This is a genomic window from Streptomyces sp. BBFR2 (assembly GCF_044497305.1).
Taxonomy (GTDB): Bacteria; Actinomycetota; Actinomycetes; order Streptomycetales; family Streptomycetaceae; genus Streptomyces.
The window spans coordinates 5065008-5080556 of record NZ_CP172415.1 but is presented as its reverse complement, the minus strand read 5'-3'; the positions used below and the strand labels follow the sequence as shown (position 1 = coordinate 5080556).

Annotated in this window: 7 protein-coding genes and 2 pseudogenes; 1 reads left to right on the top strand and 8 read right to left on the bottom strand. The window is 75.1% G+C overall.

Annotated features, from left to right (window positions below; all coding sequences use genetic code 11):
* Nucleotides 1-50 precede the first annotated feature (50 nt).
* Nucleotides 51-572 (top strand): annotated as a pseudogene (locus tag ACGH2B_RS20650) (transposase); the annotation flags it as partial.
* Between the two features lie 71 nt (nt 573-643).
* Here the strand turns inward: ACGH2B_RS20650 and ACGH2B_RS20645 are convergent.
* From ACGH2B_RS20645 to ACGH2B_RS20610, 8 genes and pseudogenes are all read right to left on the bottom strand, one after another.
* Entirely contained in the window at nt 644-1591 is a 948-nt protein-coding gene (locus ACGH2B_RS20645) for a RimK family alpha-L-glutamate ligase (RefSeq protein WP_399091742.1), read from the bottom strand.
* A gap of 79 nt (nt 1592-1670) precedes the next feature.
* Nucleotides 1671-2074, bottom strand: a pseudogene (locus ACGH2B_RS20640) (transposase); the annotation flags it as partial.
* Nucleotides 2075-2285: 211 nt separating this feature from the next.
* A complete protein-coding gene (locus tag ACGH2B_RS20635) occupies nt 2286-2792 on the bottom strand; it encodes a DUF6624 domain-containing protein (RefSeq protein WP_399091739.1) in 507 nt (168 codons plus the stop codon).
* A 269-nt stretch (nt 2793-3061) separates the two neighbouring features.
* The gene (locus ACGH2B_RS20630) at nt 3062-5002 is read right to left on the bottom strand and encodes an FAD-dependent oxidoreductase (RefSeq protein WP_399091736.1); all 1941 of its coding nucleotides are present in this window, start codon (nt 5000-5002) and stop codon (nt 3062-3064) included.
* On the bottom strand, nt 4999-6225 hold the full coding sequence (locus tag ACGH2B_RS20625) for a cytochrome P450 (RefSeq protein WP_399091733.1): 1227 nt from the start codon (nt 6223-6225) through the stop codon (nt 4999-5001). Before ACGH2B_RS20625 ends, ACGH2B_RS20630 begins: the two co-directional genes overlap by 4 nt.
* Complete coding sequence (locus tag ACGH2B_RS20620) at nt 6222-7172, bottom strand: thioesterase domain-containing protein (RefSeq protein ID WP_399091730.1); 951 nt, start codon at nt 7170-7172, stop codon at nt 6222-6224. Before ACGH2B_RS20620 ends, ACGH2B_RS20625 begins: the two co-directional genes overlap by 4 nt.
* A gap of 146 nt (nt 7173-7318) precedes the next feature.
* A complete protein-coding gene (locus ACGH2B_RS20615) occupies nt 7319-10642 on the bottom strand; it encodes an amino acid adenylation domain-containing protein (protein ID WP_399091727.1) in 3324 nt (1107 codons plus the stop codon).
* The gene (locus ACGH2B_RS20610) at nt 10639-15057 is read right to left on the bottom strand and encodes a type I polyketide synthase (RefSeq protein WP_399091724.1); all 4419 of its coding nucleotides are present in this window, start codon (nt 15055-15057) and stop codon (nt 10639-10641) included. The genes ACGH2B_RS20615 and ACGH2B_RS20610 overlap by 4 nt, the downstream gene beginning before the upstream one ends.
* Nucleotides 15058-15549: the final 492 nt, after the last annotated feature.

The following is a 15549-nucleotide window of genomic DNA, read 5'->3' as shown; positions in this document are numbered from 1 at the left end:
AGCCTGTCCGGTGAGCCGATGACCACCTGGCTGCTGCCTCGTTCCGCTCGGTGTGGCGGGGTGATCTTTCGGACAGGGAGCGGGCTCGGCTGGAGCCGCGCCTACCGAAGGACGCGGGTCGGGGCGGGCGTCGGATGGACCATCGCGTGGTCATCAACGGCATCCGCTTCCGGCAGCGGACGGGCACCCCGGGGCGGAACTTGGAAGACGGTGCGTGACCGTCATCGGCGTTGGCCGGCGGACGGCACGCGGCAGGAGGTCCTGCAAGCGGTCCAGGCCGATGCTGACGCGGAGGGCGGACCGGCTGGAGCGCGGTGAGCGTGGATTCCGCGGTGTGGCGTGCTCACCAGCGTGCTGGTGGGGCACGACACCGACCGGCACGGGTACCGGGGCGACGCCGTGCTCCTGCCTGGCATCGCCCCGGCGAGGCGATCGGCCGTTCACGCGGCGGCGTCACGAAGATCCATCTGACGAGTGACGGCGGATGCCGCCCGCCGGCCGTTTTGATCACGCCCGGACAGTGGGGTGGTGCCCCGCAGATGATCCCGGTTCCGGACCGCATCCGCGTCCCGTGACCGGCTGGAGGGGCCCTGGAGCGGGTCACGGGGAAGTGGTGCGGCCGAGGTCCGAGAACAAGGGAATCTCAGTACAGTCCACGGGCCCGGAGACGGTTGAGGTGGGCCTGGACGTAGGGCACCGCGATACCTTCGAGGGCGCCGTCCGACATGAGCCCCGGATGGAGGTTGGCCTCGAAGACCACGCCGCCATTCTCGGCGGCCAGGTCCACTCCGGCGAACGGCAGACCCATCGACGCGGTCGCGGCCACGGCCAGCGGCCGCAAATGGGCAGGCAACCGGCCCGGCCCCAAGACGGTGGAAACCCCGCCCCGAGCGAGGTTGCAGGGGGCGTCCGGGAGGCTCTGGACGTACTCGGCCGCCCAGATCACCTCGCCCTCCAGGATCACCGCCCGGTACTGATGCCGCAGGCCGTTGTCTGCGAAGTTGCCCGCGTCCGCCGCCATCAGCCACCGTGCCCCGGACGCCTCATACCGGGCGACGGCCGTCCGCACGTGTTCAACGGCGGTGAGGTGGAAGACGTCCCGTCCGCGGGACCCGAGCGCCGGCCGCGCCCACACATCACCCCCGAGCCGCACGAAAGCCCCGATCGCCTCCTCCGGACGCGGGCGGTCCATGCAGAGGGTGGGCATCTGTGGTACGCCGTGCCGCGCGAACGCCTCGACCGTCAGTGCCTTGTCGCTGGCCGTCCGCCAAGCCTGCGTGTCGGTGCCCAGGCACACCGCTCCGGACTCCCGCAGCGACTGCTGGAACCCCTCCATGGCGTGACGGACATCAGGCGGGATCGCGTAGACGATCACCCCTGCGGGCGACACCGCCGGCACACGGCCCGGCACGTCCAAACGCAGTACACCGCCGTCGACACGCGCCCGGCCCCGGCCGCCCGCAGCGAAGTCCCGCGCGTCCAGCCACACCGGATCTCGGCCCGTCAGCCGCCGCACGGCCTCGGCCAGCACGGCTCCACTCCTGGTGCGGGAGCTGGGGTCCGTCACCAACGCGATCCCACCGGAATCCATGACGCCATCCAATCCACAGCCACACGCGTTGCTGCTCATCCAGGGGGCGATTCGACCGAAACATCTCCAGCGACGTGCGGGCCTCATCGCAACGATGTCGAACAGGCCGGCTCCGCCGTCCGGGGATACGCGCGCCGCGCCGGTGCGGGCACCAGCCGCGTGCTGAGGGGCGCGGCAGGAGGCCGAGTCCACGCCGGCCATGCTCCAGTCGATCCGGCCTTCCGCGTCGGCGTCGGCCTGGGCAGCTCGCAGGATCCTCTCCCCCATGCCGTCCGCCGGCCGTCTTCGGCGCCTGTCGTGCACCGTCTGCCACTTCCCGAACCGCGCCGGCGGATCACGCCACGGAACACCGGTCCGCCGCCGGAAGAGGATGCCGTTGATCACCCTGCGACGGCTCTTCCCACGACCGCCTCGTCCCACGTTCTCCGGCAAGTGCGGCTCAAGCCGGGCCCACTTGCGATCCGGCAGATCACCCCGCCCCACACCAGCGGGAACGATGCGCCCGCCGACCTGGTCACACGACCCGTCGGACAGTGCCCAGGGCGCTGACGGGAGAGGGCCGACCCGGTGCGGGAGTGCGCCGGGGCGGCCCTTCCGCCGTGTCCGGCGGGCCGGAACGCGGCAGGTGAGCGGTGGTGCGCGCCGCGCGGACGGGCGCGGGGCGTCGGACCGGCGGACGTCAGACCAACAGGCGTCAGGCCGGGGAGAACCTGGCGACGTAGGTGTCGAAGGGTTCGATGCCGACGGCCGCGCGGAGTTCGTCCATGCGGTCGGGCTCCTCGCAGGGCCACGGGATGGGCGCCCCGTCCCGTACGCCGGCGATCTGGGTGCCGTAGAGCTGTGCGCGGCCCTCGTTGACCCGGGTGCGGTCGCGGAGGAAGGCCAGGTCGCGCGGGGCGGCCTCGCCTGCCGCGACCGCCTGTTCCAGCAGGTGGAGGGCGCGGCGCTGGATGTCGAGCTGCCGGTCGGCGTGCTGGGCGATCAGCCAGGCGGCGCGGGCGGCTTCCTCCCCGACGAGTGCCGCCGTGGGCCAGCCGCAGGTGTCCATGATCTCGCCCAGCCGGTCACCGTGCCGGGCGGTCAGCCGCCGCCAGGCCAGTTGCTCGGCGGGGTCGTCGCTGTTCGCGTGGACCGCGGACCGGTGATCGGCCGCGGCCATGTCCGTGAGTTCCACGGCCAGTGCGGCAACGTCGTGCGTCACTCTCAACTCCCAGGTCGGATCGGCGTGTTGCGCCTGTTGCCCGCAAGCCTAGGGGGACGAACCGGGCGTAAAGATCATTCCGGGGGACGGTGACAGACGCCCCTCCGTACGGGGATGATGGATCCACCCCCGGAAGCGGAACCGGGCCCGGATCGCCGTGGCGGTCGCGGTGAGCGGTCCGCGGGACAGGGGCCGGGGGCCGGACGTTCCGAAGGGCCGCCCCGGTGCGCGAGCGCACCGGGGCGGCCCTTCTCCGTCCTCGTCCGCGGCTACAGGTTCGCCGCGACCGTGCGGGCCTGCTTCAGGGCCTCCAGGAGGGTGGCGGGGGCGTGGGCGTCGCCGACGCGGTGCAGGGGAAGACCGCGGGCCTCCAGGGGGGCGGCGAGGTCGTCGGCGGGGACGCGGGGGGTGGACCAGACGACCGCGCCGACGCCGTCGACGGTGGCCCGTTCGCCGCTGAAGACGTTCTCGTAGTGGAGCGTGGTGCCGTCCAGGGTGGTCGCGGCCGCGCCGGTGATCACCTCGACGCCGGCGGCGGCCAGCCGCCGGTGGATGCCGAGGCGGCTGGTGTACGGGACCGTCTCGGCCAGGGCGAGGCGGGGGGTGAGCAGCACCGTCCGCGGGTGGCGGGCGGCGAGCAGTTCGGCCGCGGCGCAGGCCGCGGCGCCGTCGTCCTCGGCGAGGAGGACGGCGGTGCCGGTGGCGGGCGTGTCCGGTGCGGTGGGGACGTCGCCGATCGCGGTGGTGCCGGCGGCGGGTGGCCGCATCCGGGCGCCGGTGGCGAGGACGACCGCGTCCGGTTCCGTGGCGAGGACGTCCGCCTCGCCCGCGGGTGCGCCGCGGACGATCTCGACGCCGGAGCGGCGGGCCGCCGCCTCCTGGTCGGCGACGAGCCGGGCGAGGTCACCGCGGCCGGGCAGCGCGGCCTCGGCGCGGGTGCGGCCGCCGAGGCGGTGCCCGGCCAGCAACGTCACGCGGTGGCCGCGGTCGGCGGCCGCACGGGCGGCCTCCAGGCCCGCGACGCCGCCGCCGACGACCGTCACCCGCAGCGGGGTGGCGGCCGGGGCGGGTGGCCGCGCCTCCTTCTCGGTGAGGCCGAAGGCGGGGTTGACGGGGCAGGCGGCCGGGCGGCCGGTGTGCACCTCGCCCCAGCAGGCGTTGCAGTACACGCAGGGCCGGATCAGGTCCTCCTGGCCCGCGCGGGCCTTGCGGGGCAGGTCCGGGTCGGCGACCAGGGCCCGGCCGAGGGCGACGAGGTCGGCGGCGCCGGTGCGCAGCGCGGTCTCCGCCTCGGCCGCGGTGCGGATCCGGCCGACGGCGACGACCGGCACTCCCCCGGCCGCTGCCCGGACCTCGCGCTGGAGGTCCAGGTAGGGGCTGGGCGGGTAGGCGGCGTCGGGGATGTGGTCGCCGAAGCTGGGCGCGATGGTGCCCTGGGCGAAGCAGACGTAGTCGACGGGGGCGCCCTCCTGGATACGGGTGAAGACCTCGGCGGCGTCGGCGGGGCGCAGTCCGCCGCGTACGCCCTCGTCGCCCGGCATTTTCAGGCCGATGACGAATTCCGGGCCGGTGGCGGCGCGGATGGCCTGGACGGTCTCGCGCAGGAAGCGGGAGCGGCCGGTGGCGTCGCCGCCGTACTCGTCCTCGCGGTGGTTGGACCACGGGGAGAGGAAGAGGGAGAGGAGGTGGCCGTGGGCGGCGTGGAGTTCGACGCCGGAGAAGCCGCGGGCGGCGAGCATGGCGGCGGAGCGGGCGAACGCGTCGGTGAGCCGGGCGATGTCGCCGTGGGTCATCGGCCGCGGCATGGTGCGGCTGTAGTGGTCAGGGAGGGCGGAGGGGCCCATGGGGCGGGCGCCGTCGGTGGTCCACAGTTGGCTGCGGCCCAGGTGGTAGAGCTGGCCGATCATCCGGCAGTCGGCGCCCTCGACGGCGTCGGCGATCCGCGCGAAGCCGTCGTGTCCGGCCGGGTCGTAGGTGACCAGGGCGAACGGTTTGGGCGCGGACGTCGGGTCGACGGCCAGCGCCTCCGAGACGATCATCCCGGCGCCGCCGGCCGCCATCCGGGCGTAGGCGGCGACGGTGCGGTCGGTGGGGAGGTTCCCGGCGCCCAGGCCGGTGATCATCGCGGGGAAGGCGATGCGGTTCCTCACCTCGCGGCGGCCGAGCGCCATGGGCGTGAACAGCCGCTCGTAGGCGGTGGTGGCGGTCATGCGTCGTGCTCCAGCCAGAGTTCCGTCGGGCCGCGGAAGCAGATGTTCTTCGGGTAGTCGACGGGCTCCCCGGCCAGCCGCAGGTCCGGGGCGCGTCGGGTGAGCAGTTCCAGCATCGTGCCGATCTCCATGCGGGCCAGCGGCGCGCCGAAGCAGTAGTGGATGCCGCGGCCGAAGGTGAGGTGGTGACGGGCGGCCTCGCGGCGGATGTCGAACGCCTCGGGGTCGTCGAACGCCTGCGGGTCGTGGTTGGCCGAGCCGATCTGGAGGAGCAGCTTCGCGCCCTCGGGGACGGTGACGCCGCCGATGTCGACGGCGCGGGTGGTTTTCCGGCGCCAGGTGAAGAGGCTGGGGTCGTAGCGCAGTGCCTCCTCGACGGCCTGCGGGACGAGGGAGGGGTCGGCGCAGAGCGCCTCCCACTGGGCGCGGTCGGACAGCAGCCGCAGCAGGGCGCTGGTGGCGACGTTGGTGGTGGTCTCGTGGCCGGCGAAGCTGATCGCGTGGATGACGTTGGTGATCTCGTCGACGGTGAGGGCTTCCGGGTCGGCGAGGTGGACGCGGACGAGGTCGCTGGTGAAGTCGTCGCGGGGCTCGGCGAGCCGCCGGTGGACGAAGTCGACGCAGTACTTCCAGTACCGGACCATGAACTTCGCGACGTCGGTCTGCTGCTCGGGCGTGGCGCGGCCCCAGGTGAACACCATCCGTTCGGCGGCGAGTTCCTTGAGCATCACGGTGTCCTCGGCGGGGAAGCCGATCAGCGCGAAGACCACGGAGGCGGGCAGCGGGTAGGTCAGTTCGTTGACGGCGTCGAAGCGGGGGCGGGTGAGCATCCGCGTGATGAGTTCGTCGGCGCGGGCCCGGACCGTCGGTGCGAGGACTTCGAGGCGGCGGGCGGAGAAGACCTTCAGGCAGTGGGAGCGGACCCGGCTGTGCTTGGGTTCGGGGCCGTTGGACATGGTGGGGCTGGTGCCGAAGCCGTCGGCGAGGAGGGCGCGGGCCTCCTCGTTCAGCGGGAAGACCGGCTCCTGGGTGTTGGCGCCGGAGAAGGTCCGGTGGTCCTTCATGATCCGTTCGATGTCGGCGTGCCGGGTGACCACCCACATGTCCAGCTCGGGGTGGTGGAAGACCGGGGCCTGCGTACGGAGTTCGGCGAGGTGCGGGAAGGGGTCGGCGAGGAAGGCGGGGGCGAGCGGGTCGTAGCCCGCGCTGACGGGGCAGCTCATCGGGCGGCTCCGTCGACCGCGGCGCGCAGGGCGGTGCCGACGCGGGACATGTGCGGCTCCGCGCAGTCGAAGAGGGTGCTGGCCTCCGCGTCGATCTTGTCGATCTGTACGCGTGCGGGGTCCATGGCGCCGAGGGCCTTGGCGTACGGGGAGCCGGGGTCGACGACGTTCTCGCGGCGGGTGCCCTCGCCGACGGCCAGGACGTGCAGCCGGCCCTTGAGGCCGCCGGCCGGGCGGTAGGCGAACATCGCGCCGAGGTTGGCCTGGTAGACGGCGATGCGGTGGCGCAGCACCTCGGGGTCGGTGCCGCCGAGGCCGGGCTGGGCGGCGAGGAAGTCGACCAGGATGTCGGTGCGCTCCTCCTCGGGGGCGGCGGCGATGCGCTCCAGCGGCAGGTCGACGGGGTGGCCGAGCAGCCGCTCGATGATGAAGCCGTAGTCGTGCAGGGCGCGGGTCTGGAGCGATTCGGACTCGGGCAGCTCCTTCCAGGCGCGGGCGAACGTCGGCATCAGGTGCAGCACGAGCGGCACCTCGGCGCCGGCAGCCTCCAGTTGGCGGGCGGCCTCGAAGGCGGGCAGGCCGCCCATGCAGTTGCCGGCGAGGTAGTAGGGGCCCTCGGGCTGGATGCGGCGGATCTCCTCGATGCCGCGGGCGGCGATCTCCTCGACGGTGGTGGTCGGGGCCTGGTCGCCGTCGAGACCGGGCGACTGGCAGGCGTAGACGCCCCAGGGCGACGGGATGTGCGGGACGTAGCCGCTCATGTAGGCGACGCTGCCCTCCGTCGCCGGGAAGAAGAACAGGCGGGGCGTGCCCTCACGCAGCACCTTCAGGTGGGAGCCGGCCAGCTCCAGGAGGCGGGACTCGGCGTTCTTCTCGGCGAGCAGCCGCAGCAGGGCGAGGCGCTTGGTGTCGGACAGGTCGCTGACCCGGTTGGCGAGATCGGTCATGAGGGCTCCAGGGGTGGGGACCGAGGGGGAGCTCGGTTCGGGGAGGGTGGGGAGGTGGTACGGGGCGGCGGCCGGGCCGTACGGCCTTGGGGAGGTGGCCGCCGCCGGGCGGCGCCCGGGGCCGGGCGCCGCGGTGGGGACGGAGTTCAGGCGGCCGGGTCGGTTCCGGCCAGGAGGGCCGCCGCTTCCTCGTCGGAGAGGGATTCCAGGAGGGCGAGGGCGGCTTCGAGGTCATCGGCGGGCCGCAGGTGCCCGGCGACCGCCGCGACGGTGGCGTCCTGGAGGAAGGCGGGCAGCGGGACGCGGACGCCGGTGGCCTCGCGCAGCCGGTACAGGACGGTGGTGGCGGCGAGCGAGTGGCCGCCGAGGCGGAAGAAGTCGTCGTACCGGCCGATGCCGGCGGTGCCGAGGACCTCTTCGTAGACCGCCGCGACGGTCCGCTCCTCGGGGCTTTCCGGGGGTTCGGCACCGGTGGTGGCGGCGCGGGGCGCGGGCACGGCGGTGCGGCGCAGGGCGCCCCGGTCGGTCTTGCCGTTGGCGGTGCGGGGCAGGTCGGGGTGGCAGACGAAGCGCTGCGGGATGAGGGCGGGGCGCAGCAACCCGCCGAGGTGGGCGGCGAGTTCGTCCTCGGTGGGCGGGGTGGCCGGGTCGGTGGCGAGGAGGTGGGCGATGAGCGTGTCGCCGTCGGCGGGGACGACGACGGCCTCGCGGACCGCCGGGTGGCGGCGCAGGGCCTGTTCGATCTCCTCGGGTTCGATGCGGTGGCCGCGGATCTTGAGCTGGTCGTCGGTGCGGCCGAGGTAGACGGGGGTGCCGTCGGGCAGGCGGCGGACGAGGTCACCGGTGCGGTAGGCGCGTTCGGGGCGGCCGTCGCCGGTGTCGAGGGTGACGAAGCGTTCGGCGGTCAGGTCGGGCCGGTGGAGGTAGCCGAGGGCCAGGCCGTCGCCGGCGATGTACAGCTCGCCGGGGACGCCGGGCGGGACGGGCATGCCGTGCCGGTCGAGGACGTGGAGTGCCGTGTTGGCGACGGGTTCGCCGAGCAGGACCGGGCCGTCGCCGGGGGTGACGCGCCAGCGGGCGGACCAGATGGTCGTCTCGGTGGGGCCGTAGAGGTTCCACACCTCGGCGCAGGCGGCCAGCAGCCGGTCGGCGAGGTCGCGGCTGAGGGCTTCGCCGCCGGACCAGACGCGCAGCGCCGCGCGGCCGGTCCAGCCGGAGTCGAGCAGCATCCGCCAGGTGGACGGGGTGGCCTGGGCGACGGTGGCGCCGTGGCGTTCCAGCAGGGCGGCGAGGCGGTCGGGGTCGCGGGTCTCGGCGTCGGTGGCGACGACGAGGGTGGCGCCGGTGAGCAACGGGGCCAGCAGTTCCAGCAGGGAGATGTCGAAGAAGAGCGCGGTGACGGCGACGAGAGTGTCGTCCGGACCGAGTCCGGGCCGGTCCGTCATGGTGGTGAGCAGGTTGACGAGGGCTGCGTGCGGCACCTCGACGCCCTTGGGGACGCCGGTGGAGCCGGAGGTGAAGAGGGTGTACGCCGCGGTCGTCCGCGGGTCGGTGACGGTGTCCCGCGGGGGCGGGCCGCCGGGCGCGGGGGCGGTGGCGTCCAGCGGGCGGACGCCGTCGGGCAGCAGGGCGGCGGTGTCCGGTCCGGTCCAGACGGCGGTCAGCCCGCAGTCGGCGGCGAGCTGCGCCAGCCGGGCGGCGGGCAGGTCGGGGGCGAGCGGGACGAAGGGCGTACCGGCGCGCAGCGAGGCGAGGACGGCGGCGACCATGTCGGCGGAGCGGTGCATGAGGATGCCGACCCGGTCGCCCGGGCGTACCGCGGTGTGCAGCAGGGCGGCGAGGGCGTCGGCCCGTGCGTCGAGGTGGCGGTAGGTCCATTCCGTGTCGCCGCAGCGCAGGGCGGTGCGGTCGGGGGTGCGGGTGGCCTGCGCGGCGAACAGCGCGTCGGCGGTGACCTCGTGCGGGTAGGGCCGGGCGGTGTCGTTGGCGGTGGTCAGGGCCTGCCGGTCGGTGTCGGAGAGGACGGGGACGCGGGTGGTGGTGGCGTCGGGATCGTCGGCGAGGCGGGTGGCGAGCTGCTGCCAGCGGCGGGCGAAGCCGTCCGCGGTGGCCGGGTCGAACAGGTCGGTGCGGTAGCGCAGTTCCAGCTCCAGCGTGTCGCCGGGCGCGGGTGTGAGGTACACCTCCAGGTCGAACTGGGTGGTGCCGGCGTCGAACGGTACGGGTGCGCAGGTCAGGCCCGGCAGGTCGAGGCCGCCCGGAAGGTCCTGGAGGGCGAGGAAGGTCTGGAAGAGCGCGTTGCGGCTGGGGTCGCGCTGCGGGGCGAGCCGTTCGACGAGCTGCTCGTAGGCGTAGTCGCTGTGGTCCCAGGCGGTGGCGCAGGTCCGGCCGGTGCGGGCGAGGAGGGCGCGGAAGGCGGGGCCGCCGGTGAGGTCGACGGGCAGGACGAGGGTGGAGACGAAGCAGCCGCCGGTGGTGTGGAAGCGGGCGTCGGGGCGGTTGGCGTACGGGGTGCCGACGAGGGCGCGGCCGGCGCCGGTGTGCCGGGCGAGCATCACGCCGTGGACGGCGAGGAGCGCGGCGAAGAGGGTGGTGCCCTCCGCCTCGGCGAGGGCGCGCAGCCGCCGTACGGTCGCGGCGGGCAAGGTGGCCGAGGCGGTGGCGCCGCGGTAGCCGCGTTCGCGGGGCCGGGGGTGGTCGGTGGGCAGGTCGGCGGGGGCCTCGGCGACGGCGTCGGTGAGGGTCTTCGCCCAGTGGTCGAGGGCGGCGAGGCGGGCGGGGGCGTCGGCGACGGCGCGTTCGTGGGCGACGAACTCGGCGTAGTCGGCGGCCGGTTCGATCGCCGCGCCGGTGAAAGCGGCGGAGACGCCGTCGAGCAGCAGGCCGTACGTCCAGCCGTCGGCTATGAGGTGGTGGACGGTGACGCCCCAGATCCAGTCGTCGTCGCCGAGGCGGACCAGCGCGGAGCGGAGGAGCGGCGGGCGGGACAGGTCGAAGGGGCGGACGAGGTGCGCGCGCAGCGGCGCGGCCCAGTCGCCGTCCGGGCCGGGGGCGAGGACGGTGGTGGTGACGGTGGCGGTGTCGGGCAGGAACTGCACGGGGTGGCCGGTGAGTTCGGCGAATCCGGCGCGCAGGCCCGGGTGGGCGGCGAGGACCGCGCCGAGGGCCGCGTCGAGGGCGGCGACGTCGAGCCGGCCGCGCAGCCGGCTCGCGTAGCTGAAGGTGTAGCCGGTGCCGGTGGTGTCGAGTTCCTGGAGGAACCACAGGCGGCGCTGGATGCCGGAGAGGGGCAGCATCCGCCGGTCGGCGAGGCGGGCGAGGAGGGCGTCGCGGTGGGTGGCGACGTCGGCGCGGAGTTCGGGGGTGAGGACGGTGGCGGGGCCGCGCAGCCGGAGGGCGCCCGCCTCGGCCCGCAGGTCGCCGCCGCGGGCGACGAGGGCGGCGAGGACCGGGTCCGTGGGGTCGGTCACAGCAGTACCTCCGTGGGAGCGTCCGGGGCGTGGCGTGTGCCGGCGGTGGCGCCGGCGGCTTCCTCGGCGAGGGCGGTGAGTGAGGGGGCGGCGAGGATCCGGGAGACCTTCAGGTCGGTGCCCAGGTCCTCCAGCAGGGTGTTGCGCAGTTGCATGGCGGCGAGCGAACCGGCGCCGAGCGCGAGCAGCGGGACGTCGTCCCGCAGGTCGGCGGGGTCCGTGCCGAGCAGGGCCGCCAGATGGACGGTCAGATGGCGGCGGATCAGGGCGGCGGCCTCGGCGGGTGAGGAGGCGGCGGCGATCCGGTCGGCGGCGGGTGCCGGGTCCGGGCCGTCCTCGGCGGTGGGTGGCGGGTCGGTGATCCAGTAGCGGCGCCGCTGCCAGGGGTGGGCGGGCAGCGCGGTCAGCGGTCCGGCGGGCAGCGGGAGGCGGTCCCAGTCCAGGTCGGCGCCGGCGGTGTGCAGGACGGCGAGCGCGCGGGTGAGGGTCGTACGGTACGGCTCGTCGCGGCGGAGCGAGCCGGTCGCGGCGCCTTCCTGCCGGGCGCGGACCAGGTCGGCCAGGGCCGGGGCGAGCACCGGGTGCGGGCCCATCTCGACGAAGCAGACCGGCCCGCCGCCGGCGATCTCCCCGGCGGCGTCCGCGAACCGTACGGGCTCGCGGAAGTTGCGCGCCCAGTACCCGGCGTCCAGGGCCTCGCCGGGGTGGGCGCGGCCGGTGACGGTGGAGACGAACGGCACCTGTTCGGGGCCGGGCGCCAGGGACTTCAGGGCGCGGCGCAGGTCCGGCAGGAGCGGTTCGACCTGGCGGCTGTGGGCGGCGGCGTCGACCTGGAGGACACGGGCCAGGGCGCCTTCGGCGTCGAGTTTCCGGGCCGCCTCGGCGATCTCGGCGGCGTCGCCGGTGAGGACCGTGGTGCGCGGCCCGTTGGCGGCGGCCAGTTCGGCGCTCGGGGCGTACGGCGCGACCCGGGCGAGGGCGGTGTCCGCATCGAGGTCCACCAGCAGCATGGCGCCACGGCCGGTCAGCCGGGCCAGGGCCGCGCTGCGGCGGCAGATCACCCGGACCGCGTCGGGCAGCGACAGCGCCCCGGAGGCGTACGCGGCGGCGGCCTCGCCCATGCTGTGGCCGACGACGGCGGCGGGCGTGACGCCCCAGGACCGCCAGAGCGCGTCGAGGGCGACGCCGACCGTGAACACGGCGGGCTGGACCTCCTCGATGGCGTCCGGGTCGAGCGGCCGCTCCCCGGTCAGCCAGGGCAGCAGGTCCACACCGCCCTCGGCGAGGATCAGTTCGGCGCAGGCGTGGGCGGCGCGGCGGAACGCGGGCTCCTGCCGGTACAGCTCCTGGCCCATCGCGGCGTGCTGGCCGCCCTGGCCGGGGAAGACGAAGACGGTCCGGGTGGCGGCGGCGCGGACCCGGCCGCGCACCGGGCCCGGCGGCCGCTCCCCGTCCGCGTACGCGGTGAGGACGGCGGCGCTCTCCCGGGCGTCGGTGGCGACGAGGGCGAGCCGGTGCTCGTGGTGGCCGCGGTGGGCGGCGAGGGTGTGGCAGATGCCGGGCAGGTCGCCGGGGGCGGCGGCGAGACGGCCGGCGATCTTGCGCGCGGCCTCGGCGAGTGCCGCCTCGTCGCGTCCGGAGACGGTGAGCAGCGCGGGCCACGCGGGGCGGGCGGGCGCGGTCGGCAGGGCGCGGGCCGTCACGGCGAGCTGGGCCGCGGCCGGTTCGCCGCGGCGCATCGACACCAGGGCCGCGCCGCGCCCGCCGAGGATCCGCTCGGTGTCGAGCTGGGTGACCGGGTGCGGGTTGACGTCGAGGAAGTGGCGGTGGCCGCGGGCGGCGAGCTGTGCGATGCCGTCGCCGAAGAGGACCGGCTCGCGCAGGTTGCGGCACCAGTAGGCGGCGTCCAGCTCCTCGCCGGGGACGGGCGCGCCGGTGACGGTGGACCACATCGGTACGGTGCCGGGCCCGGGGGCGAGCCCGGCCAGCGCCTTGCGCAGCGGGGTGAGCAGCGGGTCCATGTGCGGTGAGTGGGAGGCGTAGTCCACGTCGATCGGGCGGACGGTGACGTCCCGCGCGGCGAGCGCCGTGGTCAGCGACGCGATCGCGGCGCGGCCGCCGGAGACGACGGTACGGTCCGGTCCGCCGACGACGGCCACCGCGAGGTCGGCGGCGCCGTGCGCGGCGAGGGCGGCGCGGGTGGCCTCGGCGTCCAGGCCCACCACGGCCATGGTGCCGTCGGGGGCCCGGTCGTCGACGAGTCCGGCGCGGAGGGCGACCAGCCGCGCCGCGTCGTCCAGGGAGAGGGCACCGGCGACGTGCGCCGCCGCGATCTCGCCCATGCTCTGCCCGATCACCGCGGCCGGGCGCACGCCCCGGTCCGCCCAGAGCGCGGCGAGCGCGACCTGCAGGGTGAAGACGGCGGACTGCACGGAGGCGGTGTCGTCCAGCGGTTCGGTGCGCAGGGTGAGCAGGTCCTTGACGCTGCGCCCGCCGAGGTGCGGGGCGAGCGCCCGGTCACAGTCCCGCACCGCCCGCGCGAACGCCGGTTCCGCCATCAGCTCCACGGCCATCCCGGGCCATTGGGAGCCCTGCCCGCCGAAGACGAAGACGGGGCCGGTGGCTTCGCCGGGGGCGTGGGCGGGAGTTCCGGCAGAGGCGTCGGAGGCGTCGGCGGGAGTTCCGGCGGAGGCGTCGGCAGAGGTTCCGGCGACGGCCGCGGGTGCGACGGGCTCCCCCGGCACGGCCGTCCCCGCCGTCTCCGCCGCCTCCTCCCGGGGCGCCCCGGAGAGCAGTACATGGCAGTTGGTGCCGCCGAACCCGAAGCCGCTGATCCCGGCCCACGCCTCCTCGTCCGCGGCGCCCGGCCAGGGCCGTGCCTCGGTGGGCACCGCGAGCCCCAGCTCGGCGAAGGGGATGTGCGGGCTGGGCGTCTCGAAGTGCAGATTGCGCGGCACTTGACGGTGGTGCAGCACCAGCGCGGTCTTGACGAGTCCGGCCACCCCGGCGGCCGCCTCCAGATGGCCGATGTTGCTCTTCACCGCCCCGAGCAGCAGCGGCGCGTCCGCCGCCCGTCCCGGCCCGTAGACGGCGCCCAGCGCCCCGGCCTCGATCGGGTCGCCGAGCATGGTGCCGGTGCCGTGGGTCTCGACGTACCGCACGGTGGCGGGGTCGGCCCCGGCGTCCGCGCAGGCACGGCGGATGACCGCCTCCTGCGCCTGCGGGCTGGGCGCGGTCAGCCCGTTGCTGAACCCGTCGTTGTTGACGGCGCTGCCGCGCAGCGTGCAGTAGATACGGTCACCGTCGGCGCGGGCCCGGGACAGCGGCTTGAGCACCACCAGCCCGCCGCCCTCACCGCGCACGTAGCCGTCGGCGCGGGCGTCGAACACCTTGCAGCGGCCGTCGGGGGCCATGGCGCCGAAGTGCGACATCGCGACGGTGCCCGCCGGGTCGCAGAAGAGGTTGACGCCGCCGACGAGCGCGAGGTCGCACTCCCCCGCGAGCAGACTGCGCCGCGCCTGGTGCAGTGCGACCAGCGACGACGAGCACGCGGTGTTCACCGTCAGGCTGGGCCCGGTGAGACCGAGGGTGTAGGAGACGCGGGCGGAGATGATGCTGAGGTCACCGCCGGTGGCCGAGTGCGCGGTCAGCCGCGTCGGATCGGCGGCGGTCAAGGCGGCGTACTCGCTCCACATCGCCCCGACGAACACCCCCGCCTCGCGCCCCCGCAGGCTCCCCGGCACGATCCCGGCGTCCTCCAGCGCCTCCCACGCCAGCTCCATCACCAGCCGCTGCTGGGGGTCCATATGACGTGCCTCGGCGGGCGATATCCCGAAGAACAGCGGGTCGAACCCGTCGATTGCGTCGAGGAACCCGCCCCACCGGGTGGCCATCCGGCCGGGCTCCCCCGGCGCGTACCACTCGTCCGCCGACCAGCGCTCCGCCGGCGTCTCGACGACCGCGTCCCGCCCCTCGGTCAGCAGCTCCCAGTACGCGGCGAGGTCCGGCGCACCGGGGAACCGCGCGGCCATCCCCACCACGGCGACCGGTTCGTCCACCGCCCGCGCCGCCGCACCGCCGGGCGCGGCCACCACCGGCTCGGACCGCTCGCCCGCTCCGGCCAGATGCCGGGCCAGCTCCACGGGGGTCGGGCAGCTCCAGGCGAGGGTGGCGGCGAGCGGCCGCCCGATCCGCCGCGACGCCTCGGCGACCAGCCGGGTCAGCGCCATCGAGTCCAGCCCGTACGAGGTGAACCGCCGGTCCGCGCGGATCTCGCCGCGCGCCCGGCCACTCGCCCCGGCCACCCACTCCAGAAGCCAGTCCTCAAGCTTTCCGGCGTCCTCGGCCACCGGCGCTCCGGCCCTCGCGTCCGGGCCGTGTGACGCCGCGCGCTGCGGATCGATCCGCTCAGCCATCCTGAACTCCTCTGCGCCACCACTCACCGAGTGTGGAGTGCTGTTTCACGGGCAGGCGCCCCCGGCGACGACGGCCGGGGCGCCGGGCACACGATCGGGGAGTTCGCTCCCATATGCCTCCGACGGACAAACGGAACGCGATCAACGCTGTGTGCGATCCCAGGCACAGATTGTCAATGGCTCAACAACGCCCACACCTCCGAATGGATGTAGCGTGCATCAACCTCTCGTGATATAGCCCCCCATCTGCGACTTCTCCCCTCCGCCACCCACCCCGGCCCCACCCCCCGACCCCCTCGGAACCACCCTCGAACACCACTCCCCGCCCCGAACGGGCAGCCGCAGCGACACCCGCCACCTCCTCCGGCCAACCCCAGCCCCACACCCCGACCGACAATCCCGCACCCAAAAGGGAATTCACCGCCGAACCGCCACCAACCGATGAGCGATCACCGGCCGGCGGAACGAACGGCGCCGCCCCGGTGCGGACAC